The sequence below is a fragment of the Streptomyces sp. H27-H1 genome, assembly GCF_026627445.1.
Lineage (GTDB): Bacteria > Actinomycetota > Actinomycetes > Streptomycetales > Streptomycetaceae > Streptomyces.
On sequence record NZ_JAPNLJ010000009.1, the window covers coordinates 87,362 to 113,466 of the forward strand.

A 26,105-nucleotide genomic window follows, 5' to 3' on the forward strand; every position below is an offset into this window, starting at 1 on the left:
GAGGGCGGTGCGGAACGGCACGGCGGGGTTGATGAGTGAGCGTCAGGACACGTCAAGGCGAAGCAGGTCGCGAAGGACCTTCGGCCCCTGGGTGTGGCTGGCGAGGTGCCGCTTGCGGCTCTCGTTGACGTAGCCCTTGCCGGACTGCTTCATGTCCCAGCCGCCGCACGAGCAGATGGCTTGCGTGTACGCGCGGCCGGGGCACTCGGGGTGGAGCGGCTTGCCGGAACTTGTGTGCTTGTGGTCCGCCGGGCAGAGAGTGCCGTCGGCGTGGTGGTTGGTGAGCGGGGCGCGGTGTGCCACGGGGTTCCTCCGAGACAGGGGTCGGTAGCGCGGTCAGCGGGTGGGGGTGGCGATGAGCGCGGCGAGGAATCCAGCAACGGCCTCGGAGGGGGTGTAGAGGCCGAACTCCTGCACCCACTTGTCGCCTTCGGTGGGCTGCACTCGGACCTGCCAGACGATGCCGCGCTTCCAGGCGGCGGTGTCCTCGGGGAGCCAACCGACGTAGACACGGCCGTCCGGGCTCGTCGCGTGGACGTTGGCCTCCGGGGTGTCAACGACCGCCCAGCCGAGGGCGTCGAGGAGGTCGAGCACCGGTCCCGCGCAGTGGTCGGAGGAGAGCCAGCGACGGTCTTCCACGGCCGGGCGGATGACGGCGGGCAGGAGGGTGGGGGAGGTGTTCACGGTGGACGGTCCCTTCGTTGACCTGCGGTTTTTCCCAACACCCGTACGTTGACATGCGGTGTGCCGAAGTTCGTAGTCCTTTCCCGGGAAGCGGCGTCTGCCGTGGGCGAACTGGCGGCCGTCGGTGGGGACTCTGACGCCGGGAATGGATCGGTGGACGCGGTTGTCGTAACTGGGTTGCGGCAACGGGCCGCACGGGACCGAAGGGGGAGCAGGGATGGCGGAGCCGAGCAGACACTGGGACGGGGCCGGGCTGGAACGCAAGATCCGCGCCGCCGGGCGGCCGTGGACGGTGGGCGACATCGCGATGGTCGCTGACGGCCAGTGGGCTGTCGGTGTGCAGTCCGACGGACGGCGAGACGAGGACGCCGTGGTGGAGGACCGGATCGCGGATGGGCGTCGCGTCGAGTTGACGTTGGAGGACCTGGCCCGCGCGGTGGGCTCCCGCATCGGGGATGCCCACCGCGACGAGGACCTCAGCTGACCGATCAGCGGTGCGGCCCCAGTGCGGCCACCGACGGGCCGGAAACGGCCGAAGGAGCGGGCTGATCGGGCGACTGGCCCAGGGTGCGTGGAGCGCGCCCGGAGCGGGCGACAGCGGCCTGGGCCAGCCGGGCTGCCGGGGCCCGGTCCGCGGTCGCGGCGGCTTCACGTGCTTCGATCACGTGGCTGATGGCCTGAAGGGAAGTCCGGCTCTCGGCTTGAGCGACGCGAAGGTCCGCCGCCGAGCCGGTTATCCGCTCCAGGTCGTAAAAGGCCGGCACACGGCCGGACCGGGTAAGGGCGTGCAGACGGTCTTGGTGAACAGCCACGGCGTTGTCGGTGACGACCAAGGATGAGCGGATGTGCATGGCCGAGCGCAGGAGCGGGTCGTCGCTAGGGCGGCGGACCGCGAGGGATTCCAGAGCTTCAATCGGGCGGCCCCAGGCTTTCTCGATCATGGCCGTGGCCTGATCGAGTGCGGTGGCGTCGGGCATGGTGGAACTCCCGGCATTCGGAGTGGTGCTTCGGGCAGAGGTGCTGTCCCAGAGGGACCGGAGCCGATAGTCAGCGGCTATGGCGTGGGGGCGTCGGGGTGGCCGGCGGCCTGGCCCCGAGAGCGGACGCAGGATTGCTCGACCGGTTCTGCGCCGAGGCCGCTGTACGGCTGCGGGCGGCCCTGACCCGCAGGTCGGCGGCCGTCCGAGGGAAGCGTGCGGCGCGGTGGACGGCCTGCGTGACGGCAGTGCGGCGTACGTCAAGGGGAGTGGGAGCCCGAGGAACCCGGTTGGCGGTCGGGCCGACGGAGCTGAGCGAGACCAGGTGCTCCACCTCGCGGTGGATCTGGTGCAGCTCACGTGCCGCCGGGGCTGGATCGGCCATGGCCGCTGCCGTTGCGGCGATCAAGTGGGAGGGAGTACGGGCGGAGAAGACCGCCTCCGCGCGAGTGCCCCAGCCAGGTGGACCCGCCCAGAGCGTCACGGCTTCGTCGTCCAGACGGGAGCGACGGTTGTCGATGAGGACGCCTGCCTGTCCGTCCGGGGCGATGATCTCGACGGTGCCCAGCTCGGCTCCGCCGTCGCGGGTCCAGCCGGCATCGGTCAGGGGCTGGACGGCGTCGGTCCAGCGATACGAGGGGCTCGCCAGGAAGCGCCCGTTGCCCTCGTAGGCATTCGCTTCGGCGTAGTCGTGAGCGAGAGCGGTGGTGAGACCGGCAACGATCTCGGCCGGGGTGACATGGTTGAAGGTTGCCGTCCAGCGGGGTGCGGAGACGGCCTCCTCGGCTGCGGTGATCTTCCACAGCTCGAAGTCGTCGCCGAACCAGCCGATACGGATCCTCTGATCGGGCGAGGTGACAAGAAGCTGGCAGGGGCCCTCGTCGAGGTAGTGATGGGGCCAGTGAGCGACGGGGGCGAAGCCAGCGTCTCCGGTCCCGTTGGAACCGGCCAGATACATGGGGCTGACCAGTACCTCTTGGTAGGGATCCTGGGTGTAGGGCTGAGGGAGGGGAACGCGCCCGCGTGCGCAGCGGAACGGGCTGCTCGACTGCACGCGGGCGCCGTGGCAACGGGGAGGCGTGGCTGGCTCTCAGGGCCACCCGGATCACCGGCCCCGAGAGGGGGTCGACTGGGAGGTGACGGTTGCGGGCACCCGCGGTTGCGGCTGCGGTGCGTGGCTGAACAGAGCGCTCGGCGCGGCGGCGCTCCGGCGCAGGGCCGCTGAAGTTCGGATGTTGTCCGACCCCAGCGAGACGCCGGCGTGGGTCCGGGTGGCCGCCGCGACAGGGGTCAGCGGCGCCGAGCGATTCCGTGTGGCGACGGGGTCACTCCAGTGCTCGACGGCTGCGTAGACGGGGCCCAGCGCCCGCCCCGCGTCGGTCAGGCCGTACGGGTCGCCGTGGCGGGGCCCGGTACGGGCGACCAAGCCGTCGACCTGAAGCCGGTTGAGCCGCTGCCGGGTGAAGCCGTTGTCCAGGCCGATCTCCTCGGCGATGTGGACGAACCGCATGGGGCCGCCCGCGTCGAGGACCTGGATCACGGCGGTCGAATGCCGCAGGTGCAGACGCCTCACGGCGTCCTCGACGCGTTCAGCACCGGCTACCTGGCCGCCGAGCGAGAGGTTGGCCTGGGACCAGTCGTAAAGGGTGTGGTGCACCCGAGACAGCGATTCGCCGAAGGCGCTGAGCTGATACGGAGCCCCGTGGCGGTGGTCAGCCCGGGTGACCAGTCCATCAGCGTGCATCTGGGCCAGCCGCTTACCGACGAACTGCTCGCTGACGAAGGGAAGCCTGGCGGCGACGTCACGCACACGCATGGGGCTGCCCTGCTGCGCCAGGGTCTGCGCCGACCAGGTGGTCCACTTCGGTGCTATCAGGGAAAGCGCGTCCTCGACACGCTGGGCATCGACCGAGCCGATCGAGGCAGCGGAGGACTGAGAGGTGGCGGACATGGGTCGAACTCCATTAGGACAAAGGGGGTTTGTGGATCCGTGGCGCGACCGAGCGGTCAGCGGGAGGTGCTCTCGGCTCGGAGCCTCTGGAGCACGGCGCCGAGGCGGCGGTTGCTGACGGGGACGCCGCGGCCGCGCAGGCCCTGGCGCAGTGCCTCGCGGTTGAGGCGATGCAGGCCGGCGGCGACCTCGCGGGCGACGTCCAGCAGGTCCTGGTCGTCAGGAGAAGGGGCGGCTCGATGAGCCGACGGCCGCCGAGCGGAAGCGCGGTCCAGGAGGAGGCGGACATCCAGCAGGTCCCAGACCGCTTGCGTCTCGCTCTGTTCCTGGCGTTCGAGGTCGACGACTTCGGTCGCGTACAGCAGCACGAGATCGTCGAGGGCGTGTTCGCCGGAGCGGTGCCGCTGCCAGGCCGCGTCGAGGTTGCGGCGGGCTGACCGGGCATCGGCGCCGGTCTGGGCGAGTCCGTCGAGCCGTCGCAGCAGGATGGGCAGGACAGGGTCGTCGGAACGGCCGGAGGCGCTGCCGCGCCGCAGCTTCTCCAGCGGGCGGCCGTACCGGTGCTCGACCAGGCGGCGGGTGTAGATCGCGGTGGACATGGGGCGTCCTTTCGAGGGAGATCAGCGGGAACGGAACGGCTTGGTGGCCGTGCTTGTCGCAGGTGTGGCGGATGGGTCGACGCCGGGGCCGGTGCCGGAGATCGCTGCAGCGCCGCTGCGGCTGAGGGCGGCGGATACGCGCGGCGTGGCCGTACGGGCGTCTCGGAGGGCCACCTCGCCCTGCGGTGTGAGCGAGAGGAGCTGTCCAGGCCGGTACAGCCCCTCGCTGGTGTCCTGGGCGAGTAGCCCGTCGGTGACCAGCCGCCGGACGGTTTCAGGCCAGACCTCCGGGTTGGGGCGCTGGCCCTGTCCGTCGGAGAGGTAGATGTAGCCGTAGATGGCGCTCTGGTGGAATCGCAGTCCGCCGGCCTCGACGGCTCCGAGGGCCCTGAGGCGGCGATCACCCGAGATGGCCCAGTCATCGTCCCGGCCGGTCGCGTCATGAGGGTTCATTCCGCCGCCTCCATCCGGGCGAGCAGGGAGCGGACCAGAGTGGGCAGGCTCTCGGGACCGTCGCCGATCCATACGTGGTCGTTCGCCTCGCCGAGGACGTACGCGGCGTCTTCGAGTAGGCCGCTGGAGATCTCCATGCAGGCGTCGGTGATGCGGGAGGCTGCGAGCAGGGACTCGGAGAGCACCTCGACGTAGTCGACCGGCGCGAGACCGGCGGCTTCGGCCGCAGTACGGATCGCCGCCAACTCCAGGGCGCTGAAGGCAAAGTCGAACTCGCTGTTCTGCTCCACGCTGGCCCGTGCGGCGAAGGCCGGGTCCGGCGGCTCTGTGGGGATGCCGACGCGCGTGCAGATCCGGTCGACCGAGGCGGTCAGCTCGGCGAGGGACTCGGTGAGCCATCCCAGCGCCGAGGCGTAGGAGGCCAGGGTGAAGAGACCTGCCGGCGTCGTGGGGAGTGGATCGTCGGCCACGAAGCCTTCGAGCCGGTCGTTCAGCTCGCAGACGACCCGGGGCCCGGCGGACAGTGCACCGAGCACGGGGTGCAGGTAGGAACGGCTAGCGGCCGTCGGGTACTCGGCAGTGAGGATGCCGGAGACGCTGTGCGCAACCTCGGTGAGGAGGTCAGCCAGTTCGGTACGGGCCAGGGGGTTGCGGTCGGAGGTCATCGCTGGGGAGCCTTTCGAGGAGCGGCAGCAGCGGGTTGGACTGCTGCGGGAGGAGATGCCGGGACAGCAGTCGGCTGGTCGACCGCGCGGGGAGAGCGGGATCGAGCGGCCTGCACGCGCGCCTCGGAGGCAGAGGCTGTCTCGGCGTCCTGGTGGGGGCCGGTGCGCAGGTGCGCCGCGCGGTAGACCGCGTAGTCCTTCCGGCTACCGGCGGCGACGAGATAGATCTCGCGCTTGTGGTGCGAGGTCGGAGGAGCCGGGCGGAACTGGATGACCATCCGGTAAGAGACGGACGGATCGACGTAGACCTTGTGGAAGCCCGCGAGGCGACCCTTCAGCGGCAGGCAGTCGTCGCTGCCGTGAACCAGGTTCTGCAGCTCCAGCAGAGCCAAGTCACGCATATCGTCGGGAAGCCCCCGCAGGTCCGCGATGGCGTCCGGGTGTGCGGAGAAGGCGAAGCGGGCGCGGCTCACATCGACCGCCCGGGGCTCGGTCGCTGTTCCGTTCCTGTCGACGGCGTGCTGGGGGCGTCGAGGCCGGCCTTCGGTATCGCGGAGGCACCGGCCGACCGCGTGAGGGCAGCGCGGGTCCGGAGGGCAGTGGCGTCTCCGCGGTATTCCGGCGGCTGCGGCAGCGCGGTGCTGCGGTCGTCCAGCCAGTGCCGGGCGGCGTCCTCGTCGGCGAAGGCACCCTCGCGCATCGTGTACGTGTGCGCGTCGAAGTCCCCCTCTTCGAGGAAGACACGGATCGGCGCCTCGGCAGCAATGGAGTCGCGGGTCAACGTCCATGTCTCGCACGGGTCGAAGTCCGAGGTGTAGCTGTCGAGGACCTTGTACCGGTCGCCCGACGTGCGGAGCTTCTGTTCGACCCGCGCGGTGAGGTCGTCGGCGGGCTTCATGAAGTCGTCGCCGACCTGGGAAATCCGCTCGGGCGGGCAACCGCGCTCGGTCAGCCAGTTCTGAGCGAAGGACACGGTGGAGTGATAGGTCGACTCGAACGTGAAGGTGTTCTGGTTGAGGTCCCGGGCGACCTTGATCGCGCGAATCTGGGGCTCGCCAGGTACCCCCCAGGTGACCGAGCCGTCGTGGGCGAGGACGAAGCTGTGGGAGCCGTTGGGGGTGGTGTGGTGCTCGGCAAGGACGGTGAGGTCGCCGGCCCAGAACCGCTGCTCCGCGTACTCCGAGTCTGCGTCGGCGGGCTCGAAGTCGTCCAGACGGAAGTCGAGTTCGTTGCTCATGCCGCCAGCCCCAACTGCTCGGGCGCAGGGGTGGCCAGCACGCGATGGTTGGGTCGGTTCGGGCTCGTCGTGCACGCGGCGAAGGGGCCGTCGGGAGCACGGAGATGGACCAACGCCTGGTCCAGGTGGTCGCGGTGCCATGTCGAAGGGCCAGACAGGCCGGCCTCGGCGTCGGTGAGCTGCTGCCACGCGAGCCAGAGGGCGTGCAGCCGGGCAACGGCCTCGGGGTGTTCGTGCCACTGCGAACACCACGGGCGAGTTGTGCTGATCTCTCGGCCGTACACCGGGAGGAAGAGGTAGTTCACCCAGTCGCTGAGGGCGGCGATCTCGATGGCGTACGCCTCGCCGCCCAAGGCGAGGATGAACACCGAAGCGGGGCCGTCCTCCTGCGCGGAGCCGGTCGCCTCTGCGGCCGGAACGCCGTCCGCAGTCGGGGGTGCGGCGGGGGCGGGAGCGGGCTCGGAGCCCAGGCGGTCGAGGATGACGCCGTGCTGCCTGACCTCGGCCATTGTCTTGGCGAGGATGCTGGCGAGGTCGTCGAGGTCCCCGTCGGGGACGCGGAACGGCTCCGGGTCGGGGGCGGTCGTGCTGGTGTCGGACATGGGGGCGTGCTCCATCTGTGAGACGGCGACATGAGGAAGAGGATCCGGAGGAACCGCGATTTGGTCCGGCCCGGAAAACCCGGTAGTGGGGCGCTACGCCGTCGCGCAGCGAGGGCAGCGCGGGAAGGGCGGCGCCAGCAACTGCACTGCTCGGCTGGCCTGTTGAGGCACGACACCGTTGCCCAGTGCGGTGAGTTGAGCCGGCCGTCCGAGCCCCGGAGTGGCGGTGACCCAGCCGGGCTCCAGTCCCTGCATCCACTCCACGAAGTCGGCACGAAGCCGTCCGGCCGCATCAGTGGGCGGCGGCGCGGGGCGGGTGAGCATCTCCCATCGGGTGATGGCGGCTGCGTACGCCCCCCATCGCTGGTCTGCCCCCCGGTTTCCGGAGCCGATTCCGTCCAGAGCGGCAGAGCCACTGCCGACAGGGGCGGGCGCCAACCCTTGCCCGGTCGGCGTCCCCGCGTGCCCGTGTCGCTGGCCCGCGGTGTGGGCAGCAGCGACGCCGCCGCACTCGGCAGGGTCATGTCCCCGTTGCCGTGCCGCTGGTTGGGCGAGCCCTTGATCCCGTCCGATGCCTTCGGCGTAGGCAGGAGCCACTCCACCTCGTCGGCCAGGTTCGGGCCGTGTCCTCCGCTCTTCCTCTTGGAGGGGTGCTGCGAGCCGCCGTTCTTCGCGATGTTGCTGGTCGGCGTCTTGAACAGAGTGTTCGGCGGGCCAGGCGGCGAGGAAAGTGCGCTCGCGGCGGTGCGGGGCTCCGATATCGGAGGCGCGAAGCACGAGCCACTTCGCGTCGTACCGGAGGTCGGCCAGGGAGCCGAGTACGGCACCGAGTGCCCGCAGAGGAGGCTGACCTGGGGTGTCTCCCAGACACCACGGGCAGAATTCCACGTCGCCAGGGGAACCGGCGGGTGAGGTGAGGAGGCCGCGCACATTCTCGATCACAACCAGGCAAGGTCGGAGGGCTTCGACCGCACGGGCGACGTGCAGCCACAGCCCGGAGCGGGTCTGGGCGTTGAGTCCGGCCCGACGGCCGGCGACCGAGACGTCTTTGACAGGGGAAACCCGCCGTCAGGACGCAGACCCGGGGAACGGTGGACCAGTCGACGGTCGTGATATCGCCCAGGTTCGGGACGCCGGGCCAGTGGCGGGCCAGGATGCGCGAGGCGTTCGGATCGACTTCCGCGTGCCAGGTCAGCGTGCCGCCGAGCGCGGACTGGACACCGAGGTCCAGCCCGCCGTACCCCGAGCAGAGCGAGCCGATCAGCGGAGGGCACGCGATGGCGGTCTGCATGTCACCGACCCCGAGCGATCCGGTCCGCAGGAGCTGCTGCTCCCGGGACAGTAGGCGGAGGTGAAGCGGATGCGGGAGCCGCGGTCCTGGACCGGCTACGGGCTGCCTGCAGTCGCGCGGACGGAGGCGCAACCGTCGCCGACGCGGCGTGAAGGGAATCGGCGGCTTCGCGTAGGGCCGTGTTCGCCATGCTGAGCGCGTCATCCGTCACACGCGCCGCAGCCTCCCGAGCGTCCCGGGCATCGGGCTGGTCGCGGAGGTGCTCGGTCTGGTTCAGGAACGAGAGCTGGTGGGCTACTGCCCCGAGAGCGGATGCCGCCTCGCCGGCAGGCCCTACGGCGGCGGCGAAGCTGGTGATGCCCCGCGCACTGTGGGCCTCTTGGTCTTGGTCGACGACACGGAAGAGGACCTCGTCACCCAAACCACTGATCAGCGTGCCGAGTTCGGAGATGTGCCGGGCGACGGCGACGCTGTTCGGCGAGCGGTGGGGGTCTCCGGGTACCGGGAGCTTGCCGCGCTGGGCATCGAAGGCTGAGGCCGTGGCACGCAGGGCCAAGGCTTCGGAGACGGGGGTGTTGTTCACGGTGAATCCCAAGGAAGAGGACGAGCGACGGAAGGGGGGAGGGTTCAGCCGTGTCCGCGCGAGGGCGGTCGCACGGCGGCCGGGCTGGGGGCAGAGCCAGGCCGGGCCGAGGACGGCAAGACTGAGCGCGGTGTGCTGCGGGCGAGCGCCGCGTGCACCTGCGCAGGGGGCGGCCCGGTTGGCGAGGGAGCCGGGGCCGTCGGCGTCGGTGCGGGGCGGCCGTTCGCCGCCTGCCAGCGGGCACGCACTTCATCGAGTGGACCGAGTGCGTGCAACGCGTGATTGATGAGCCGCCCGGGGGCCAGAGCCTCGTTCTCCGCCAAGGCCCGGATGGCACGCGCTGAGGTCGCCGCCGTGCGGGTGACCGACGAGCGCATCACCAGCTCGCCGAGCCATTCGGCGCTGCCTGGACCCACGCCGTCGCAGATGGCGGCGAGCTGATCGCTGGACAGCGTTCCGTCGGCCAGAAGCCCACGCCGCTGGGCCTCCCAGAGCAAGGTGACCCGATCGATGGGCTCACCCCGGTGGTGCAGCGCGCCAAGGCAGCGGTAGAGCTGCCCGTGGGCGGGGTCGGCGAAGTCGCCAGGCCGCAGCCAGCCGACTACCTCGTCCATGGCCGTCGGTTGCTCAGCGAGGACGGCTAGAAGGAACCGCTCGTCCTCGGCGACATGGTCGGCCCGAACCGGCTGTGGCACGGCCGGGACGGTGGCCGGCGGAGTAGCAGGCGCGACCGGGCGTGGTTCGGTACCCCACCGCTGTGCGAGATCGCTGAGCACGCCGGTAAGGACGTCCGCGTAATGCAGGGCTCCCGCGACTTCGCCTTGCAGGGCGTCGGCGCGAGCAGCCTGGTGAAGGCGGATCGCGTGTTCCGTGATACTGCGATGGATCGCGCCCTCCAGCACCATGCGGCCGTATACCGGAGCGTGCGCGGGACGCGGGCAGGCCGAGATCAGGGTGTGGGCGTACACCGCGGTCAGCCCCCGTACGTGGCTGCTGGCCTCGGCGACCGCATCGGTCACCCATGACAGCGGTACGGACTCTTCGGCCAACGCGGGGTGGTTGTCGTCCCGGAGCTTGCGCAACGCGGTGAACAGCGCCTGGTGGACGGGCCGGTAGAAGTGATCCGGCGCGAGCCAGTCAAGGTGCGAGAGCTGACCCGGGTCGAGCAGCACGGAACCGAGCACCGCCTGCTCCGCCCCCAGCAGCGGGTTCATCGCTGCCCCCCTGCATCGGAAGCGGGAGGTTCGCTCTCCCGGGCGCGGAGGTCGGCGACCGTCTGGTCGGCGGCGACCATCGCCTGGGCGAAACGGTCCAGCGTGCTCGTGAACGTGGGATCGGAGGCGAGTATCGAGCCGGCCCCGCTGACCAACCACCACTGCCCGTCGCGCAGAACGACCGGCGAGCGTACGAACCGCCCGGGACGCGGTGTGGGCGCGCTCATGCCGACAACCCGAAGTCGTCACGGCCGTGGGTCTTCGCGATGGCCCGTTCGGTGATCGCCTTCGTCGCACGGGCTGAAGCCGGGCCGACCACCTTGGCGGACGGCTCCTTGTACCAAGGCCGGAGATCGAGCATGGCGACCCGGATTCCGGTGGCCAGGAGCAGCGCCTTGCCCTTGGGCAGGGCACGGATCGCATCGGGCGGCAGGATTCGCTCGGTGCGCATGCTCACCGAGGTGGACTTGCCGCCGTCGCTGGTCGACACCGAGGTGGTCTGCACGTCGTGGTCGCCGACCTGCCTGCTGAGCCGGTCGGCGAAGTCCGCGTCGTCGATGCCCGAACCGATGATCTTGACGGTGGCCGCAGACCAGAGTGCGTCCATGCCGGCCTCGCCCCAGCACCGCTGACCCTGCCGGTAGGACTGCAGGATCGTCATCGGGATAACGCCTCGACTGCCCAAGTGGCTGTACAGGTCAGGGAGATCCGAGATTTTGCAGACGTTCGCAGCTTCGTCGAGGATGCACAGGGCGGGAGGATCGAGCCGTCCGCCGGAACACTCGGCGACGACCACGGCCGCTCGCATCACGGCGTCGGCCGCCGCGGCGATGATCGCGCTCGCGCTGCCGCCGCCGTCCTTGCTCAGTAGGTACAGGGTGTCGCGGGACGTGGCGAAGGCGAAGGGCTTGAACTCGGGGAGATCTTTGACGGGCGTGACCCAGGCTGCGACGCCCGGGTCGAGCAGACAGCTCGCGTACTGCCGCGCGGTCTCATAGATGCCGTCGCGGGTCTCGGTCGCGCCGGAGACAGTGCCCTGAAGCTGGGCGGCCACCGCGTCGTGGCCGGCATCGGTGAGCAGGTCGACCGGGGTCCGGTCGGCGGGGGAGGCGAGCCAGGCCAGGACATCGGTAATCGGGCGCCGGTGGCTGGCGGCAGCGAGGAACAGCGCGCCGAGGGTGTTACTCGCGGCGGTGGACCAGAAGTCGGAGCCGTTCGACTCGTCCACGCTGGCGGCGACGAAGTGCCCAGCCAAACGTTTCGCCCCGGCCAGGTCGCGGGCGTCGGCCAGGATGTCCCACCACATCTCGCGCGGGTGGTGGGCGATCTGCTGAGGGTCGAGGGTCCAGATCGTGCCGACCTCGGCCCGAGCGTCCACCGTCGCGGTGAAGGCGTCATTCGCGGCCTTGTTACTGGTGAGCAGGACCGGGCCGGGCGCCGCGAGAATCGCGGGGATCGCGAGTCCGGAGGTCTTACCGCTTCGCGGAGCCATGATCGCGACGATCACGTCCTCCCAGGACGCGCGGACATTGGCCCGCCCCGGAGAGAGGGTGCCGAGAAGGATGCCGCGGTCAGCAGGAGCGACCTCTTTTACACTCCCGGCCGCTCAAGGACGGCCGCAGGCTCCTGGCCTTGGCGGTGATCTCCTTGTCCAGCAGCGGAGCGAGGTCGGCCTTCCGGGCGAGGCCGTTCTTCGGGCCGCCGCGCAACCTCATGCACAGCACCAGGCCGAGGATGGTGAGGCAGACGGACAGCAGGCCGGGGACGATCCGCGCGCCGACCAGCAGGGCGGTGGGGCTCAGGTTCGACCACAGCACATCGGGGTGAAGCAGCGCATCCGTGGCCCTGAAGGGAATCCAGGCCCCGCTCCCGAAAAACGAGTTGGTGAGATTCCCGCTCAACCAGGCCAGCGAACCAAAGGCGAGCGCGATGCCGAGCAGGCCGAAGAGGAGGTAGAGAAGCGCGTCCGAACCGGTGGTGGTCGAGGGCGCGCTGGTGCGGGGTGCGGGCATGGTGAGTCCTGGGAGTGAGCGCAGGTGAGTGATAGAGGGCGGGGCGCGTGCGGCTCTTCTGCTGGTCATCGAGACGCTTCCTGTTCGGGATGGGAGTTGGCGGCCGCGCTGTCGGGGAGCTTGGGGCGGCTGGGGCTCGTTGATGCCTCTACGGATCTGGCGCGCTGGTGGTGGTCGATCACGGCCTCTGCCTTGAAGGGGGAGTAGCGAACTGCAACCCGGGGCTCGGGCTGGCAGAGAGACGATCCACAGAATCCGCGATTTGGCCTGGCCGGAATCCGCTGGTAGAAGCCCAGGGCAACACCGTGGCGTTAGCTTCGTGAGCGGCTGTTGTGGCAGTGGTCGAGACTTTCGAACGGGCGGCAGCAGCCCATATAGCCCACGGAAGAAGCAGCAGAGAGGGTCGGTTGCGACATCTGGGACGGATCTTTTTATACCCGGCCCATCCGGCTTGGGCGCATCCCACCACCACCGCCGCGAGTCCGGTGAAACCCTGTCAACGTGTGTTGTTACTCCCGTAGCATTCGTCCCAGGTGGGGCGTGCTGTCCGGAGCGGGTGAGCGCACGTAGTGGTCCCTCTGAGTCGGGGAGCGCGTCCGCCCGGTTTCACCGAGGCGTCGGGACGGTCACGTTCCGGAGGAACGCCGTCATGGGGAAGCAGAACCGGGCACACATGAAGTACGACATCGCCGCCCCCGAACCTGCCGGAATGGTGGCCTCGCTCAGCTCTCTGGGTTACTCGTTGCCGGCCGCCGTCGCCGACCTCGTGGACAACAGCATGTCGGTCGAGGCCCGGACCATCGAGGTGGAGTTCACCTGGGCCGGAGCCGACTCGTGGATCGCGGTGGTCGACGATGGCTGGGGCATGACCGTCAAGGAACTTGTCAGCGCCATGACGGTGGCCGCCCGCGGTCCCGCGACTCCACGGTCAGCCACCGATCTGGGTCGGTTCGGCGTCGGCCTCAAGTCCGCCTCTTTCTCCCAGGCCAGACAGCTCACCGTGAGTTCGGCCAAGGCCGGCGGACAGTGGCACACGCGAACCTGGGACCTCGACGTCGTCGAACAGTCCGGCCAGTGGCGGCTGCTCCACGGCGCGGACACCGACACTGCTGTCGTGCTGGACCGGCTCCGCGCGGATGCCGACCACGGCACGATCGTCCTCTGGCGGCGGCTCAACGGATACCACGCCGCCAACGTCAGCACCGGTGACGAGCGAACCCAGAAACAGTTCTACGCCGAGGTGGCACGCACCCAGTCGCACCTCGGCATGGTCTTCGCCCGGTTCCTCGCCGGTGCCCGGCGCCGTGACCTGAGGATCCGAGGGAACGCGGTGAGACCCTGGGACCCCTTCCTGCGTAACCACCCGTCGGTGCAACCCCTCCAGCCCGAGGAACTCCCACTGAGCGGCGGTCTGGTGAGGGTCGAGGCGTTCATCCTGCCAGGTGCCCACCGTCTCACCTCAGAGGAGTACGACCAGGCTGCCGGTCCTGAAGGGTGGCTCGACCAGCAGGGCTTCTACGTGTATCGACGGAACCGACTGATCCTGGCCGGTGACTGGCTGGGGCAACGTGGGATGCGCCGTGAGGAGAAGTACAACCTTGCACGTATCGCCGTCGACATTCCGGCCGAGACGGACGCTGAGTGGAGCGTCGACGTGAGGAAGTCGAGCGTCGTCCCGCCCGTCGCGCTCCGGACGCATCTAAACCGCATCGCGCGTAAAGCCCGGTCGACCGCCGCGGACGTGCTCCGGCACCGGGGACAGGTTGCTGCCCGTACCCACGGAGACCCTCTCTCGTACGCGTGGCTTGTACGTCGTTCCGAGGACAAGGTCACCTGCAAGATCAACCGCAGCCACCCGCTGGTTCAGGTTGCCACACGGCCGGGTGGAAACAGCAGCGCTGACGTGCGCGCGTTGATCCGTCTCCTCGAGGAGACGATCCCCGTCACCGCGCTGCGTGTGATGCACGAGACCGACAGCAGTGACGACCCGGAACCGTTCGGCGGCCCGGGCCCGGCCGACGACGCGGCGATCGAGGTTGCGCAGCGCATCTACGAGTCCCTGGTCACGGCCGGCCGTTCGCCGTCTGCGGCCAAGGAACGTCTGCGGACCATGCCGCCCTTTGACCAACTGCAAGGCTTCTGGAGTAGATGACAGAGTGTCAGTGACCATCCATAAGCTCTCAGTCCCCGACTTCGCCTGACCGGAGGTTTCACATGAGCGACATTCCCGACGACCCGATGGCCAAGGCCAGGCGCCTGGTTCTCAGTTTCCTGCCCCAGGATCGGCAGCCCAAGTCCGAGGAGATCCACAACGCGGTCAACAGCATCTACGGCATGCTGGCGGCGCAGGGTGCGCCCGTTGACCGGGATCAGCTGGTCAAGGAGATCGAGGCCCTGACTGTGGTGTTCCAGGAGCGATCTCTCGCTCTCACCGAGGGCGAGGGGCACGAACCCTGGCTGCCCGAAGCGAAGAACGACCGAGACTGGGACTTCTGGGAGCGCTACCGCAGGTACCTCGAGGACGTCGTCAGCCTCCCGCCCGGGGTCGTGCGTCGGCTGGACCAGAGCTCGGACGACGTGCTGAGCCAGCTGGAGGATCCACGCCGTACCGGACCGTGGCGTCGCAGGGGCCTGGTCATCGGCCAGGTGCAGTCCGGAAAGACCGGGCAGTACATCGGGCTCACGGCGAAGGCGGTGGACGCCGGATACCGCTTCATCGTGGTGCTCGCGGGTATCCACAACGACCTCCGAAGTCAGACACAGCTACGGATCGACGAGGGGCTCCTGGGCTTCGACACCCAGAACCAGAGCCGCTCGGACGAGAACGGGCGGTCTCGCGCCATAGGCGTGGGCAAGATGCCGTTGGTGAAGAAACTCAAGATCGCCTCACCCACCAACAGCGGCGAGAAGGGGGACTTCGGTCTGGCGACGGCGAAGGCGATCAACTTTCCCCTTGGGGACTTCCCCGTCGTTCTCGTCGTCAAGAAGCACTACAAGATCCTTGAATACGTACGCCAGTGGGTGCTGGACGTGCACGGCGTCGAGGACGAGAACGGCGCCAAGGTCATCAGCGACCTCCCGCTGTTCGTTATCGACGACGAAGCCGACAATGCCTCCATCAACACCGTGCGTGACCCGGAGGCTGACCCGACCAAGACCAACGCGGCCATCCGGAAGCTCATGAAGAGCTTCGACAAGTCGGCCTACGTGGGCTATACGGCCACGCCGTTCGCCAACATCTACATCGACCCCGAGGCGGACAACTCCGAGGCGGGCGAGGACCTCTTCCCCGCCAGCTTCATCCGCAGCCTGCCGTCCCCGTCGAACTACCTCGGCCCCGAGCGGGTCTTCGGGCTCCAGGTGGAGGACGAGGACGAGGCCGACGTTCAGGCCCTGCCGCTCGTTCGCCACGTGGACGACAGTGACGCCTGGCTCCCCTCCAGTCACAAGTCGGGCGACGCTCCCACCGGAGACCTCCCTGACTCCCTACGTGACGCGATCCTCTCGTTCGTGCTCACCTGCGCCGCCCGCCGGGCCCGGGGGCAGACGAAGGTCCACAACTCGATGCTGGTGCACGTCACCCGTTTCACCGCCGTCCAGCACCTGGTGCGGGAGCAGGTGCTGGACTACCGGCACCTCATCGAGGACATGATGCGAGATCGCTACGGAAAGGGGCCGGAGATCCGTGAGGAGTTCCGCGTCCTCTGGGAGCGGGACTTCGGTCCCACCACGGACTGCTTCGAACCCGAGCAGGCCGAGCGCCTGACCTGGGACCAGGTTTCCGACCAGATCCTTCCGGCTCTTCGGAAGATCCAGGTCAAGACCGTGAACGGCTCCTCCAAAGATGCACTCGACTACTACGACAACCGCAGGAGCGGCCTCTCGGTGATCGCCATCGGAGGCCAGAAGCTCTCCCGAGGTCTCACTCTGGAGGGCCTGACGGTCAGCTACTATCTGCGGCCGTCGAAGACGTACGACACGCTGTTGCAGATGGGCCGGTGGTTCGGGTACCGCCCCGGCTACGAGGACCTGTGCCGCCTCTACACCATGCCGGCCCTCGAGGACGCCTACGTGGAGGTCACGGCCGCCACGGACGAACTACGCAGGGAGGTCGAGGAGATGGCGACGCTCGGACTCACTCCGACGCAGTTCGGCCTCAAGGTGCGGTCCTCCTCTCTCAAACTTACCGTGACCGCACCCAACAAGATGCGGAACAGCACGAAGATCACGCTGAGTTACTCCGGCGAGGGGCCGGAAACCGTGATCTTCAAGCTCGCCAAGAGCACCGTCGAGCACAACTTCCAGGCCCTGGAAACGCTCATCCACCGCATGGACACGATTACCGAGCCAATCCCGGCCGAGACGCCGAACGGCAAGGTCAGGTGGAACGGCGTGCCGGCAGAGATCATCTCCGAGTTCCTGAACGCCTACGAGACCGACCGTATGGCCCAGCGTGTCCGACCGAGGCTGATCGCGAAGTACGTGGACCAGTGCACGAAGGTCGGAGAGCTTGGCAGTTGGACGGTCTGTCTGGTCGGCAGCACGAGGTCAGAGCTGCCACCTCACGAAATCGCCGGGCACACGGTCGGCCTCGTGAAGCGTGGGCCGCTTAACCCCAAGTACAGGGCCGAGGGCCGTTACACGATCCGCAGGGTACTCAGCCCGCCGGACGAGATGATCGGCCTCGACCCCGACCAGAAGGATGCCGCCCGCAAGGCCGCTGAGCGGGCGGCGAAGGAGAAAGAGACGCTCAAGACGCCGGCCGGGCCGTACATCCGACGACAGCGGCGTACCGACCAGGGGCTGCTGCTCGTCTACCCCATCGTGGTGCCGGACGCGTCCGAGACCGGCCAGTCGACTCCACTCGTGGGATTCCAGCTGAGCTTTCCGCACTCCGAGTACCAGTCCAAGACCGAGTACGAGGCCAACTCCGTCTGGCTGCAGGAGGACATCTACACCAAGGACGAGGAGGACGACGCGTGACGGTCACCAGCGTCACTGAGGACGAATGGCGGGAGCTGGAAAGTCCGCAGGACACCCCGGGCCGCTCCAGTATCCGCATGTACCCGGACTCCCCCCTCGACATCTTCCTCTCGGTCGCCCACCCCGGTCGGCAGCGCATGCTGGTCCTCCGTACGGACGCGCGTTCTGCGGATCCCGTGGTGCGGTCGGTCGGTCGCCTGCCCCGGGCTGCCGGGATCGAGATGAGCCTGAGCGCGGTGTCCCGCCTGGAGTACGAGCTGCAGGTGATCTTGACCGAGAAGGCTCTGCGGGAGGTGTTCAACCCGCTGGTGGCCGACGTGGCAGCCACCGCCCAGGCGGCGTCAGGAGCTGCTGACGCCCTGAGCGCCGCCGTGGCACGCTTCGGTAGGTGGCAAGACCTGCTGCGCGTCGTCGGCACGGACGGGCTCAGTGTCGAGGCGCGGCGTGGGTTGTACGGCGAACTCCTTCTGCTGGGGGACACTCTGATCGCGGAGCTCTCCCAGTCCGAGGCGGTCGACGCCTGGACCGGCCCCACGGGGGCCAACCAGGACTTCCAGCTGCCGGACGTGGCCATCGAGACAAAGGCCAGCACCTCCAAGCGGCCCCGGAACATCAGGATCGCGAGTGAGCGGCAGCTGGACGACACCGGCACCCCGGCCCTTCTTCTCGCCCTCGCACAGTTGGACGAGCGGCGGGGAGGTTCTGGCGAGAGTCTGAACCGACGCGTCGAACACATCCGGCAACAGCTCACCAACTCCGCAGCTCGTGTCCGATTCGACGGCCTACTCATCCAGGCCGGATACCTGCCGGCGCACCGTGATCGCTACGACGAGCCCCGGTACACCGTGCGGGACCTGCGCTTCTGGCACGTGCGGGAGGGTTTCCCCAGGCTGACCGAGTCCGACCTCCCCGAGGGAGTCGGTGACTGCTCGTACCACGTGAGTACCTCGGGGCTGGACGCCTTCCGTGCCCAGATCGACGAGGTACGGGAGATGATCGGTGGGGCCGATGGCTGAGCTGGACGTGGAGGAGTTCTCCCGCAGCCTGGTCGCCGACGTCCAGGCGACGGCGGACGCCGAGGGGACGACGACTCCCGAGGCGTTCACCCGGCAGGTCTTCGAAGACCTTGAGCAGGCTGGCGTCGTGTCCAACACCTTCACCGCCTATCACAAGGCGCACGGACACGAGGTCCACGGATACGGAACCGGGGAGTCGGGCGCGTCCCTGGACCTGTTCGTCACGGACTTCCATCTGGCGCCGCTGGAGAGCAAGCTCACCAAAGCGCAGACCGAGGCGTTCTTCAGACGACTGCTGACCTTCGCGGTCCGGTGCGGTGACGGGCTGCAGCAGCACATCGACGAGTCGTTCGACGTGTACGACATGTGCGTGGCGGTGGAGAAGTCGCTCACCGAGGTGCAGCGGATCAGGCTCTTCCTGCTCAGCAACCGTGTCGGCACCTTCACCGAGGTACCGGCGTCGGAGCTTGACGGCCTTCCGGTGACCCACGAAGTGTGGGACCTGGCCCGCCTGCATCGCCACGCGACGTCGGGCTCGCTCGGAGAGCCCATCGTGGTTCCCTTCCTCCCGCCTCTTCCCTGCGTCTCCGCGCCCTCCTCGGAGGAGGACCACTCCGTTGCTCTGGCCGTGATACCCGGGCAGATGCTCGCGGAGCTGTACGCCGAGTACGGCACACGGCTCTTGGAGCTGAACGTCCGTTCCTTCCTCCAGACCCGCGGCTCGGTCAACCGAGGAATCCGGGAGACCCTCCTGCACGCCCCTGGCCGCTTCCTGGCTTACAACAACGGGATAACCGCGACGGCGTCACAGGTCGACTTCGTGACGGGCTCGAACGGTGAGCCCACCCACATCTCAGGGATCCACGGCCTGCAGATCGTCAACGGGGGCCAGACGACCGCTTCGCTCCACTACGCGCTCACCCGCGACAAGGTCGATCTGTCCGACGTATGGGTGCAGATGAAGCTGACGGAGGTGGCCCCTGACCGCCTCGCCGAGATCGTTCCAAAGATCTCGGAATACTCCAACACACAGAACCGGGTGACCCAGGTCGACTTCAGCTCCAACCACGACTACCACGTGGAGGTCCAGCGGATCACCCGATCCCTGTGGGCCCCCGCGGCGGACGGCAGTGGTCAGGAGACACACTGGTTCTACGAACGCGCACGTGGCCAGTACACGGACGAGCTGGCCAAGGCCCGGACTCCCGCACGCCAGCGCCAGTTCAAGAAGCTCAACCCGACGAGACAGAAGTTCACCAAGGCGGACCTCGCCAAGTTCGTCCACTCCTGGCACCGGCTCCCGCACCTGGTCAGCCGTGGCGCCCAGAAGAACTTCGTGGAGTTCATGCTGCGCGTCGAGGAGGCCCCACCCCGTGTGGACCTCCAGTACTGCCAGAGGATGATCGCCATGGCGATCCTGTTCAAGGCCGTCGACCGCATCGCCGAGATCCAGGGAGCCGGCAGCCACAAGAGCATGATCACCACTTACACCGCGGCGCGCCTCTCCCTGGCCACGGACCGCCGGATCGATCTGGACCGGATCTGGCGCGACCAGGCGATCACTCCCGTCCTGGAGTCCGCGATCCAGGACCTGTGCCCTCGGGTCATACGGGCGGTCACGACCCCTCTGGAGGGGAACCACGTCGGGGAATGGGCCAAGAAAGCGGTCTGCTGGGACGCCGTCTCCACAGCCCGCTGGACGATGCCACGTGCTCTGTCGGCGGAACTGCTCAACAGTCCACTGGACGAGGCCGCACTCTCCGGGGGTACCGGAACCGAACCGGGAGCAGCCGAGGAGGCGGCGCTGGTTCCGGCCGACGAGTGGTACGCGATCGAACGCTGGGCCAAGGAGACACGCGCACTCGAACCGTGGCAGCGTCAGCTGGCACAGTTCGTAGGCAGGCGACTCGAACTGGAACAGGAGATCCCCGAGGCCCAGGCGGCCCAAGCGATGCACGCTCGTAACGAGGCGCTGCGCCTGGGCTTCAATCCCGTTCCGTAGACGTCGGGTTCGGGTGCGACGCCGCCCCGAACCCGACGCATCACGGGGTCAGAGCGTCCCCTTCTCGACCAGGTCCCGGATCGCGTCCTCGGCACGCCTCAGCATGATGCGCCCGTCACCGTCGCTGAAGGCGACCAGCCCGGTACCCGGCGAGAGGCCGGCCTCTGCCAGCAGTCCCAGCGGCAGCTCGACACGTCCCTGGTCATCCACACTGACTTCGGCTGGTTCACGGAGCATGGGGAGAGTGTGCCACTCTCTCCACCGAAGGACGTCAACAGGCTGGGGACCGGATCATGGCCAGAGAGGCTGGAGGACGGTCGACGGGCCATTGGGTCTCGACCATGAAGAGCGAACACCTTCGCGGTCGACGGACAAGGGACACCGGGCCAGAAGTAACTCTCAGGAAGGCCGTGCACCGGCTGGGCCTGCGATTCCGTCTCCAGCGCCGGGTCGCGCCACGTTGCACCGCCGACTTCGTGCTCCCCCGGTACCGAGTCGCCGTCTTTGTCGACGGCTGCTTCTGGCACGGCTGTCCGGAGCACTGTCCCGACGAGTTCCGGGGCCCCAACGCCGCTCTGTGGAAGCAGAAGATCGCGGTGAACAGAGAGCGGGACGGGCGTAACACCGCAGACGCCGCCGCAGCCGGTTGGACCGTGGTGCGTGTCTGGGAGTGCGAGATCCGTCGTGACCCCGACGCCGCCGCTCAACAAGTGATGGCCGCGGCTCACGAACACCACGGCTCCCTCAAGCCACTCCGTTGACAGTGTGTTCTGGAACGCCGAGGTTCCGGACCTCGCCGGCCGCCGAAATCGCCGACGACGCCCGCGAGAGAGCCCCGTCCGACATCATTGCTCCATGGTTCCCGAATTCGACGTGGAGATCGGCCACCGTCACGAACTGAGCGACCTGCTCAGTGGTCTGACGGCTGCAGACGTGGCCGGCGGCTTCACCGAGCACCACGACTACCACTGCCTCGGCCTGCCAAGTTGGGCGGAAGCGGAAGAGTGCCTTGCCAGGGAAGCCGCGGTCCTTGAGGAGGCGACCTCGTCGGACGCACCTGACGGTGTCGAGGAGTTTCTGGACGCGATCCTCGAGAGTGACGACCTGGGGTACTTCGACCTCATGTGCGTACTGCAAGGAAACGATGTCGGAGTCGCCGGCCTGAGCCTTGCCCTGAGCGCAGCGCGGACAGCTACCTTCTACTCGTGTTCCGGGGGAGTAGACAACAACCACCACGCCAGCTATCCGATGGTGGGTGTGGTTCCCGACGCACTGCGCGGAGCTCTGATCACTGAACTTGCGAAACTCGCCGACTGCGGCATTGACCAACGACGGGGTCGCTGGTACCTGTACGGCCGCTCAGTGACTGCTCTCCACGCCTTGGGACAGGCGATCGTGAAACACCGAAGTGTCTTCGACGCCATGCCGGACCCAGCGTGGGTCGGCGGCCTCGACGAGGAACTCAAGCGGCGCAACGACTCCTGACCGAGGAGTCACTCCCCTGCGACGGCCAGCGTCAGCAGGTCGTCGGACAGCTCTCCGCGACGGGCACAGTGAGCGACGAGCGGGCAGTCCGAGCAGACGGGTTGAGTGTCCCGGCACAGGTCTCTACCGATGAGACGGATCGCTGCCATACGCAGCGGTGCGTCCTTTCCGGCACCCATCAGCTTCACCAGGTTGACACGACCCTCACTGAGACGGTTCACGTGACTGTCGTCGGCTCCGTTGACCCTTGCCGCGACCCGCAGGTTCCCCGTGCCGACGAGCATGCGGTCCTCACCGACCAGCAGCAGGTACAGGGCCTCTTCGGACGGCTTCATGGACAGCTTGGCGGGCACCTTGAGCTTCTGGTCCGCCCGCCAGGCGTTCGGCTTGTCGACCAGTGGCAGCAGACGGTCCACTCGCGCGCGGGCGGGCTTCGTGGGTGCCGCGTCGATCAGCTTCTCGAACAGTGTCGAAGACAGCGTTCTGGACTTCCTGACCGTCTCCATGATCTCCGCCATGGCCTCCGGCCTGACCTTGGTGCCGGACAGTATGGCCACGACCGCGGCGTGGAGTGGCACGGGCTCCTCGCTCGGGAGCTGGAACCAGCTCCCTCCGGCGCGTCGTCGTTCCGCCCAGTCGGTAAGTTCGTTGCGGACCTCTCGCCATCTAGGCTGGAGTCCGGGGGTGTCGTCAGAACCCTCCACGGGCTTCAGCACCTCTGCAGCAGCTTCGCCCAGCAGCGGCGGCACGGCGTTACCGATCTGCCGAAACGCGTCACTCCGTGTACCTGCGAACCGGAAACGGTCCGGGAAGGTCTGTACGCGCGCGGCCTCGCGCACGGTCAGGGTCCGCAACTGCTCCGGATGGATGTACCAGTAGCCGTCCTTGGCGATGTGGGCCGTGATCGTTCGGCTGAGTTCGTTCCAGGCCAGCTTCTTGTACTTGTCGGTGTACTTGTCCGGGCTGTACCGCTGGAACTGCTTCTCGTCGTCGCCCAGCTTCTCCTGCAGGTCGGAGTACTTGGTGGAGGAGTCCATGACCTGGAAGATCCGGTGGTCGTCCGAACGGACCCGCCGGGTCATGTGGTCCCAGATGACACCGCGGGTCGCTCCCTTCCGCATCTCGTCCGCGAACTCCGAGATCCCGCGGGGCTTGCGGTACGTGAGCTTGCGCTGCCCGACTCGCTCGGTGGCGACGACTTCCAGCTCCGGGAGGTCCCCGATCGCGTCACGCAGCGTGGTGGGCTGCGGGTCTGGCTCGCGCCAGGTGAAGTCGTCGATATCCCGCCTGGCCAGGAGAATGAGGCGCTTCCGGTGCTGCGGGACTCCGTAGTTCCACGCGTCGACGAGCCGCACCTGGGTTGCGTAACCGAGCTCCTCGAGCTCTTCCTCGATCGTGCGGATCACGAAGAAGTCGTCGTGGAGCCCCATGTCGGGAACGTTCTCCATGAGAACCACCCGCGGCCTGATCCGCTTGACCATGTCCAGATAGGCGCTCCACAGCTCCTTCCGGCGGTCCTCCGGGTCCCGGCCGTGGTTCTTCACGAGGTCACGGATCTTGTTGCGCCCAGCCCTGCTGAAGGGCTGACACGGGGGCCCCCCCGCCACGAGGTCGATGTCTGCAGGCGCCAGGATCGCCTCCAGCCTGTCCCGCTCCTCGGGGTCACCAAGATCTATGCGCAGGCTCAGGCCCGGAAAGTTCGCTCTGTGGGTCTCGAGTGCACGCTCGTCGGCGTCCACGGCGGCCGCCGTGGTCCACCCGGCCCGCTCGACTCCGGCGCTCAGCCCGCCGGCACCGGAGAAGAGGTCGACCGCAAGACGTTTCCCTTTACCAAAGCCCTCCAGCCAGTCCTGGAAGGACTCCGTGGTGCAGCTGTGAGGGTGAGACGGCAGCTCAAGGCGGTCACTGCGTTCAAGAGGTACGCCATAGTGCCCCTGACTCACAGCGCAACCTCCGTAATGCATGACATGAACGAGCACCAGGAGAACACAGAAGCGCTGGTGGAAGCAAGGTTCTCGGTAGATCGCCCAACCGGTTCAGCAGAGCTGACAGTCAGCGTCTCCCCAGCGTGCGTCACAGCCTGGCAGGTTCTCCGACCTGCGACTTCGAACCGCTGTTCTGTGCCCTAAGACGATCGATCATAGTGGAATCCACTGCCATCGCGTGCGTCTTGGGCGAGTGCAATGCGCCGGGGCCTGCCCGGCACCCTGACGAAGAGCTTAGTTGCTTGTAAACGCCGTTCGAGCCAGTGCCTCGCCGTAGCGGGACACCGGACGGTCAGAAATGAGGATTCTCGGTGGGCCGGTCGGCCTCGGTGGCTGCCTGGAGGAGTTCGGCGAGGTCGTCGGGCTCGGAGGAACGCTGGTCGATCCACCACCCGGCACGGGTGATGGTGCGAGCGGCCTCCTCGATCTCCTCCCACTCCGTCTCGCTGGTCTCGCCTTCGAGGACCAGGGCGGTGTAGGCAGCGGCCAGGACCTGGTGGCGACAGCGCACACCCCAGGCGACCGCTCGCTCGGTTCCCTCCAGAGGAGGCATCCGGTACTGCTGAGACCAGGCTTCGGATTCAGCCTGATCTTCGGCCCGCTTGGCCTCCAGCCAGGCGGCCTTGTCCTGCTCGTCGCCCTCCTTGGCGGCCCGCCAGCAATCGGTGCACTCCTGCTTGGCGAGCCATTCGGCGAAGCCCGCGCGACGGTCGGCTGCCCGGTCGGACAGGTCGCGCTCGGCCTGATGGCCGCAGGAGTGGGTGATCTGCCAGATGGTCTTCACGGCCATGGGAACTGCTCCTTACGGAAGTTGGGTCAGCGACTGCGGGAGAACGCGATGCGCGGGTCGACCGGTCGGGCCGCCGGAGCGGACGCGGCGGAAGCGGGAACCGGCGCCTTGCCCGGGAGGCCGGCGCGGGCTGGGCTGGCGGCGAGCGCGGCGGCGCTGATGGGGAACTTGCGGGCGGTGAAGCTCTGACTGCGCTCGTGGCGCGCGGCCGGCGCGGGTGCAGGAGGGCGGCGCGCTGCTACGTCCTGGGCGAGACGGGGCTGCACCGCGACCTGGAGATCGGATCGGTGCATCGACACCGTGGCGCTGGCGACCTTCTCCAGGGCCTCGCTGCGGTTGGCGGTGACGGGCAGCGTGTAGATATCCAGGTTCGGGTTCAGCCGCCAGCCGTGTTCCTCCAGGATGAGTCGGCCGCCGAGCGCGGAGGAGTGGTCGCTGGTGGCCGCGACGATGCCGAGCCGCGGATGCTCGGCGAACGCGACGTCGGGATCTATGCGCGGGGGCCGGTCACGGGCGGGAGTCCCACCGGCGGCCAGCGAGGGGTCGAACGCGGCATCCACGTCGACCTGGTAGCCGGCCTTGCGTAGCAGTGCGACGGCCCGGGTAGCGCGACCCTGTCCGTCACGCTGCTGGTCGGCCAGTGCGTACAGCGTCGGCTGGTCAGGGACCGGGTGAAAGTGGAAGCCTTTCAACATCCATGTGCTGGCGGCGAGTTGTTTCGGGTTTGCAGCAACGATGCCGTGGTCGGGGTGGCGGCCGATCGCGATGTCGGGAAGCGAGTCGTAGTGGGTGGGCATGGCTGATCCATCCGGTGCAAGCTCGGGGGCAGAGGCGGTCGAGGGCCGGGATGGTTCTGCTGGTGCGGGACATGGCGCACTCCGAGGCGGGAAGCGGTCAGCGACCGGGTGCGGACGGGGGACGGGGAGCCGTCAGCGCGGGGCGCACGGCCGAAGCCGCTGGCAGTGGTGCTGGGCTCGTGCGCTGAGCGGTCGGCGAGAGCGCGAGAGCAGCAGTCACGCGCGGCGAGGCGGAGCCCGGCCGTGGAGGCACGTCGAGCTGATCAAGACGCGCGTCGACGGCGGCGAGGAGCTTCGGGACACTGCCGCCGTGCCGGGCGTGGGGACCGTCTGGCTCCGAGTCGTAGATCACTTCGTGGACTGTGGAGTCGTCGGGATGCCCGCGGGTCACCAGCCAGCTCTCGGGATGTCCGGGTGGATGGTCGGTCGACGGCTCCTGGGGTGGCGAGATGATCAACGAACTGCCGTCAGGGAGTGCGACGTGGACGATGTAGTCGCTGAGGCCGTACTCGACGGTGCACTCCAGGCCACGTTGCCGAAGGGGAGCGGTGAGGTGTCCGTACCCGTGCTCCCGTTCCGGGGCGCTGGCAGTGGAGTGCGGAGGAAGAGGAGCACTGGTGCGTGCGGTGACGGTTGTGACCTCCCGGCGGAGGGAGACCAAGGACTGGTCGGGGTGCATGGGGCTTCTCCATGGCGGGGTGCCTCAGCAGCCGACGACGCGAGCCGCAGGCGCTGGGGCGATGGGGGTAGCGGCGTTCCATGAGGATCCGGCGATTTGG

The 26,105-nt window shown here is 68.3% G+C and carries 27 protein-coding genes and 2 pseudogenes; 8 read left to right on the plus strand and 21 right to left on the minus strand.

All coding sequences use genetic code 11. The features are described from left to right. Nucleotides 1–42: 42 nt before the first annotated feature. Nucleotides 43–303 carry a hypothetical protein gene (locus OTB20_RS12405; RefSeq protein WP_267751907.1) on the minus strand — a complete coding sequence of 87 codons (261 nt, stop codon included), beginning with the start codon at nucleotides 301–303 and terminating at the stop codon, nucleotides 43–45. A gap of 33 nt (nucleotides 304–336) precedes the next feature. Further along, nucleotides 337–684 carry a DUF317 domain-containing protein gene (locus tag OTB20_RS12410; RefSeq protein ID WP_267751908.1) on the minus strand — a complete coding sequence of 116 codons (348 nt, stop codon included), beginning with the start codon at nucleotides 682–684 and terminating at the stop codon, nucleotides 337–339. Between the two features lie 217 nt (nucleotides 685–901). On the opposite strand from OTB20_RS12410, the gene OTB20_RS12415 reads away from it, so the two are divergent. Continuing rightward, nucleotides 902–1,168, plus strand: a complete 267-nt coding sequence (locus tag OTB20_RS12415; protein WP_267751909.1) for a hypothetical protein — start codon at nucleotides 902–904, stop codon at nucleotides 1,166–1,168. 4 nt (nucleotides 1,169–1,172) lie between these two features. Here OTB20_RS12415 and OTB20_RS12420 read toward each other — a convergent pair whose 3' ends face one another. The 11 genes and pseudogenes from OTB20_RS12420 to OTB20_RS42415 all read right to left on the minus strand — a co-directional run. Further along, on the minus strand, nucleotides 1,173–1,661 hold the full coding sequence (locus tag OTB20_RS12420; protein ID WP_267751910.1) for a hypothetical protein: 489 nt from the start codon (nucleotides 1,659–1,661) through the stop codon (nucleotides 1,173–1,175). A 70-nt stretch (nucleotides 1,662–1,731) separates the two neighbouring features. Further along, the gene (locus OTB20_RS12425; RefSeq protein WP_267751911.1) at nucleotides 1,732–2,619 is read right to left on the minus strand and encodes a DUF317 domain-containing protein; all 888 of its coding nucleotides are present in this window, start codon (nucleotides 2,617–2,619) and stop codon (nucleotides 1,732–1,734) included. A 147-nt stretch (nucleotides 2,620–2,766) separates the two neighbouring features. Then, nucleotides 2,767–3,612 carry a winged helix-turn-helix transcriptional regulator gene (locus OTB20_RS12430; RefSeq protein ID WP_267751912.1) on the minus strand — a complete coding sequence of 282 codons (846 nt, stop codon included), beginning with the start codon at nucleotides 3,610–3,612 and terminating at the stop codon, nucleotides 2,767–2,769. 56 nt (nucleotides 3,613–3,668) lie between these two features. Continuing rightward, nucleotides 3,669–4,211, minus strand: a complete 543-nt coding sequence (locus OTB20_RS12435) for a hypothetical protein (RefSeq protein WP_267751913.1) — start codon at nucleotides 4,209–4,211, stop codon at nucleotides 3,669–3,671. 21 nt (nucleotides 4,212–4,232) lie between these two features. Next, complete coding sequence (locus OTB20_RS12440; protein WP_267751914.1) at nucleotides 4,233–4,664, minus strand: hypothetical protein; 432 nt, start codon at nucleotides 4,662–4,664, stop codon at nucleotides 4,233–4,235. Then, complete coding sequence (locus OTB20_RS12445) at nucleotides 4,661–5,329, minus strand: hypothetical protein (protein WP_267751915.1); 669 nt, start codon at nucleotides 5,327–5,329, stop codon at nucleotides 4,661–4,663. Before OTB20_RS12445 ends, OTB20_RS12440 begins: the two co-directional genes overlap by 4 nt. After that, on the minus strand, nucleotides 5,326–5,802 hold the full coding sequence (locus OTB20_RS12450; RefSeq protein WP_267751916.1) for a hypothetical protein: 477 nt from the start codon (nucleotides 5,800–5,802) through the stop codon (nucleotides 5,326–5,328). Before OTB20_RS12450 ends, OTB20_RS12445 begins: the two co-directional genes overlap by 4 nt. Beyond that, a complete protein-coding gene (locus OTB20_RS12455) occupies nucleotides 5,799–6,566 on the minus strand; it encodes a glycosyl hydrolase (RefSeq protein WP_267751917.1) in 768 nt (255 codons plus the stop codon). The genes OTB20_RS12450 and OTB20_RS12455 overlap by 4 nt, the downstream gene beginning before the upstream one ends. Further along, complete coding sequence (locus tag OTB20_RS12460) at nucleotides 6,563–7,168, minus strand: DUF4913 domain-containing protein (protein WP_267751918.1); 606 nt, start codon at nucleotides 7,166–7,168, stop codon at nucleotides 6,563–6,565. The genes OTB20_RS12455 and OTB20_RS12460 overlap by 4 nt, the downstream gene beginning before the upstream one ends. Nucleotides 7,169–7,261: 93 nt before the next feature. Further along, nucleotides 7,262–8,161: a DNA cytosine methyltransferase gene (locus OTB20_RS12465; protein ID WP_267751975.1), complete on the minus strand. Its 900-nt coding sequence runs from the start codon at nucleotides 8,159–8,161 to the stop codon at nucleotides 7,262–7,264. Nucleotides 8,162–8,276: 115 nt separating this feature from the next. Then, nucleotides 8,277–8,663, minus strand: a pseudogene (locus OTB20_RS42415) (hypothetical protein); the annotation flags it as partial. Nucleotides 8,664–8,844: 181 nt separating this feature from the next. On the opposite strand from OTB20_RS42415, the gene OTB20_RS12475 reads away from it, so the two are divergent. Beyond that, entirely contained in the window at nucleotides 8,845–8,994 is a 150-nt protein-coding gene (locus OTB20_RS12475) for a hypothetical protein (protein ID WP_267817221.1), read from the plus strand. A 92-nt stretch (nucleotides 8,995–9,086) separates the two neighbouring features. On the opposite strand, the gene OTB20_RS12480 is transcribed toward OTB20_RS12475, so the two are convergent. From OTB20_RS12480 to OTB20_RS12490, 3 genes and pseudogenes are all read right to left on the minus strand, one after another. Continuing rightward, entirely contained in the window at nucleotides 9,087–10,256 is a 1,170-nt protein-coding gene (locus tag OTB20_RS12480; RefSeq protein WP_267751920.1) for a DnaB-like helicase N-terminal domain-containing protein, read from the minus strand. Then, nucleotides 10,253–10,483: a hypothetical protein gene (locus OTB20_RS12485; RefSeq protein WP_267751921.1), complete on the minus strand. Its 231-nt coding sequence runs from the start codon at nucleotides 10,481–10,483 to the stop codon at nucleotides 10,253–10,255. The genes OTB20_RS12480 and OTB20_RS12485 overlap by 4 nt, the downstream gene beginning before the upstream one ends. Continuing rightward, nucleotides 10,480–12,268 (minus strand): annotated as a pseudogene (locus OTB20_RS12490) (type IV secretory system conjugative DNA transfer family protein). The gene OTB20_RS12485 and the pseudogene OTB20_RS12490 overlap by 4 nt, the downstream one beginning before the upstream one ends. Nucleotides 12,269–12,941: 673 nt before the next feature. On the opposite strand from OTB20_RS12490, the gene OTB20_RS12495 reads away from it, so the two are divergent. The 4 genes from OTB20_RS12495 to OTB20_RS12510 all read left to right on the plus strand — a co-directional run bounded on the left by OTB20_RS12495 (nucleotide 12,942) and on the right by OTB20_RS12510 (nucleotide 20,269). Then, nucleotides 12,942–14,420 (plus strand): ATP-binding protein, encoded by a 1,479-nt coding sequence (locus OTB20_RS12495; protein WP_267817223.1) that lies wholly within the window; start codon nucleotides 12,942–12,944, stop codon nucleotides 14,418–14,420. A 62-nt stretch (nucleotides 14,421–14,482) separates the two neighbouring features. Then, nucleotides 14,483–17,251 carry a Z1 domain-containing protein gene (locus tag OTB20_RS12500; RefSeq protein WP_267751923.1) on the plus strand — a complete coding sequence of 923 codons (2,769 nt, stop codon included), beginning with the start codon at nucleotides 14,483–14,485 and terminating at the stop codon, nucleotides 17,249–17,251. Further along, nucleotides 17,248–18,267 (plus strand): PD-(D/E)XK motif protein, encoded by a 1,020-nt coding sequence (locus OTB20_RS12505; RefSeq protein WP_267751924.1) that lies wholly within the window; start codon nucleotides 17,248–17,250, stop codon nucleotides 18,265–18,267. The genes OTB20_RS12500 and OTB20_RS12505 overlap by 4 nt, the downstream gene beginning before the upstream one ends. Continuing rightward, nucleotides 18,260–20,269: an AIPR family protein gene (locus tag OTB20_RS12510; RefSeq protein ID WP_267751925.1), complete on the plus strand. Its 2,010-nt coding sequence runs from the start codon at nucleotides 18,260–18,262 to the stop codon at nucleotides 20,267–20,269. Before OTB20_RS12505 ends, OTB20_RS12510 begins: the two co-directional genes overlap by 8 nt. A 48-nt stretch (nucleotides 20,270–20,317) precedes the next feature. Here OTB20_RS12510 and OTB20_RS12515 read toward each other — a convergent pair whose 3' ends face one another. Next, a complete protein-coding gene (locus OTB20_RS12515; RefSeq protein WP_267751926.1) occupies nucleotides 20,318–20,506 on the minus strand; it encodes a hypothetical protein in 189 nt (62 codons plus the stop codon). A 104-nt stretch (nucleotides 20,507–20,610) separates the two neighbouring features. Here OTB20_RS12515 and OTB20_RS12520 point away from each other — a divergent pair, with 104 nt between their 5' ends. Together OTB20_RS12520 and OTB20_RS12525 are read left to right on the plus strand one after the other, a co-directional pair. Further along, entirely contained in the window at nucleotides 20,611–21,030 is a 420-nt protein-coding gene (locus OTB20_RS12520; protein WP_267751927.1) for a very short patch repair endonuclease, read from the plus strand. 94 nt (nucleotides 21,031–21,124) lie between these two features. Beyond that, the gene (locus tag OTB20_RS12525; protein WP_267751928.1) at nucleotides 21,125–21,754 is read left to right on the plus strand and encodes a hypothetical protein; all 630 of its coding nucleotides are present in this window, start codon (nucleotides 21,125–21,127) and stop codon (nucleotides 21,752–21,754) included. 8 nt (nucleotides 21,755–21,762) lie between these two features. Here the strand turns inward: OTB20_RS12525 and OTB20_RS12530 are convergent, their stop codons facing one another. The 4 genes from OTB20_RS12530 to OTB20_RS12545 form a co-directional block, all read right to left on the minus strand. Next, nucleotides 21,763–23,697, minus strand: a complete 1,935-nt coding sequence (locus OTB20_RS12530; protein WP_267817224.1) for a DNA cytosine methyltransferase — start codon at nucleotides 23,695–23,697, stop codon at nucleotides 21,763–21,765. 334 nt (nucleotides 23,698–24,031) lie between these two features. After that, nucleotides 24,032–24,529, minus strand: a complete 498-nt coding sequence (locus tag OTB20_RS12535) for a hypothetical protein (RefSeq protein WP_267751929.1) — start codon at nucleotides 24,527–24,529, stop codon at nucleotides 24,032–24,034. Between the two features lie 26 nt (nucleotides 24,530–24,555). Beyond that, entirely contained in the window at nucleotides 24,556–25,326 is a 771-nt protein-coding gene (locus OTB20_RS12540) for a hypothetical protein (protein ID WP_267751930.1), read from the minus strand. A 97-nt stretch (nucleotides 25,327–25,423) separates the two neighbouring features. Beyond that, entirely contained in the window at nucleotides 25,424–26,005 is a 582-nt protein-coding gene (locus OTB20_RS12545; RefSeq protein ID WP_267817225.1) for a hypothetical protein, read from the minus strand. Nucleotides 26,006–26,105: the final 100 nt, after the last annotated feature.

What these genes read in the sequence shown, in the direction of transcription:
- OTB20_RS12535 (WP_267751929.1), bottom strand. Translation starts at nt 24,529, where the DNA reads ATGGCCGTGAAGACCATCTGGCAGATCACCCACTCCTGCGGCCATCAG.
- OTB20_RS12485 (WP_267751921.1), bottom strand. Translation starts at nt 10,483, where the DNA reads ATGAGCGCGCCCACACCGCGTCCCGGGCGGTTCGTACGCTCGCCGGTC.
- OTB20_RS12415 (WP_267751909.1), top strand. Translation starts at nt 902, where the DNA reads ATGGCGGAGCCGAGCAGACACTGGGACGGGGCCGGGCTGGAACGCAAG.
- OTB20_RS12435 (WP_267751913.1), bottom strand. Translation starts at nt 4,211, where the DNA reads ATGTCCACCGCGATCTACACCCGCCGCCTGGTCGAGCACCGGTACGGC.
- OTB20_RS12440 (WP_267751914.1), bottom strand. Translation starts at nt 4,664, where the DNA reads ATGAACCCTCATGACGCGACCGGCCGGGACGATGACTGGGCCATCTCG.
- OTB20_RS12500 (WP_267751923.1), top strand. Translation starts at nt 14,483, where the DNA reads ATGAGCGACATTCCCGACGACCCGATGGCCAAGGCCAGGCGCCTGGTT.
- OTB20_RS12460 (WP_267751918.1), bottom strand. Translation starts at nt 7,168, where the DNA reads ATGTCCGACACCAGCACGACCGCCCCCGACCCGGAGCCGTTCCGCGTC.
- OTB20_RS12520 (WP_267751927.1), top strand. Translation starts at nt 20,611, where the DNA reads ATGAAGAGCGAACACCTTCGCGGTCGACGGACAAGGGACACCGGGCCA.
- OTB20_RS12545 (WP_267817225.1), bottom strand. Translation starts at nt 26,005, where the DNA reads ATGCACCCCGACCAGTCCTTGGTCTCCCTCCGCCGGGAGGTCACAACC.
- OTB20_RS12515 (WP_267751926.1), bottom strand. Translation starts at nt 20,506, where the DNA reads ATGCTCCGTGAACCAGCCGAAGTCAGTGTGGATGACCAGGGACGTGTC.
- OTB20_RS12540 (WP_267751930.1), bottom strand. Translation starts at nt 25,326, where the DNA reads ATGCCCACCCACTACGACTCGCTTCCCGACATCGCGATCGGCCGCCAC.
- OTB20_RS12495 (WP_267817223.1), top strand. Translation starts at nt 12,942, where the DNA reads ATGAAGTACGACATCGCCGCCCCCGAACCTGCCGGAATGGTGGCCTCG.
- OTB20_RS12420 (WP_267751910.1), bottom strand. Translation starts at nt 1,661, where the DNA reads ATGCCCGACGCCACCGCACTCGATCAGGCCACGGCCATGATCGAGAAA.
- OTB20_RS12525 (WP_267751928.1), top strand. Translation starts at nt 21,125, where the DNA reads ATGGTTCCCGAATTCGACGTGGAGATCGGCCACCGTCACGAACTGAGC.
- OTB20_RS12510 (WP_267751925.1), top strand. Translation starts at nt 18,260, where the DNA reads ATGGCTGAGCTGGACGTGGAGGAGTTCTCCCGCAGCCTGGTCGCCGAC.
- OTB20_RS12455 (WP_267751917.1), bottom strand. Translation starts at nt 6,566, where the DNA reads ATGAGCAACGAACTCGACTTCCGTCTGGACGACTTCGAGCCCGCCGAC.
- OTB20_RS12480 (WP_267751920.1), bottom strand. Translation starts at nt 10,256, where the DNA reads ATGAACCCGCTGCTGGGGGCGGAGCAGGCGGTGCTCGGTTCCGTGCTG.
- OTB20_RS12425 (WP_267751911.1), bottom strand. Translation starts at nt 2,619, where the DNA reads ATGTATCTGGCCGGTTCCAACGGGACCGGAGACGCTGGCTTCGCCCCC.
- OTB20_RS12430 (WP_267751912.1), bottom strand. Translation starts at nt 3,612, where the DNA reads ATGTCCGCCACCTCTCAGTCCTCCGCTGCCTCGATCGGCTCGGTCGAT.
- OTB20_RS12445 (WP_267751915.1), bottom strand. Translation starts at nt 5,329, where the DNA reads ATGACCTCCGACCGCAACCCCCTGGCCCGTACCGAACTGGCTGACCTC.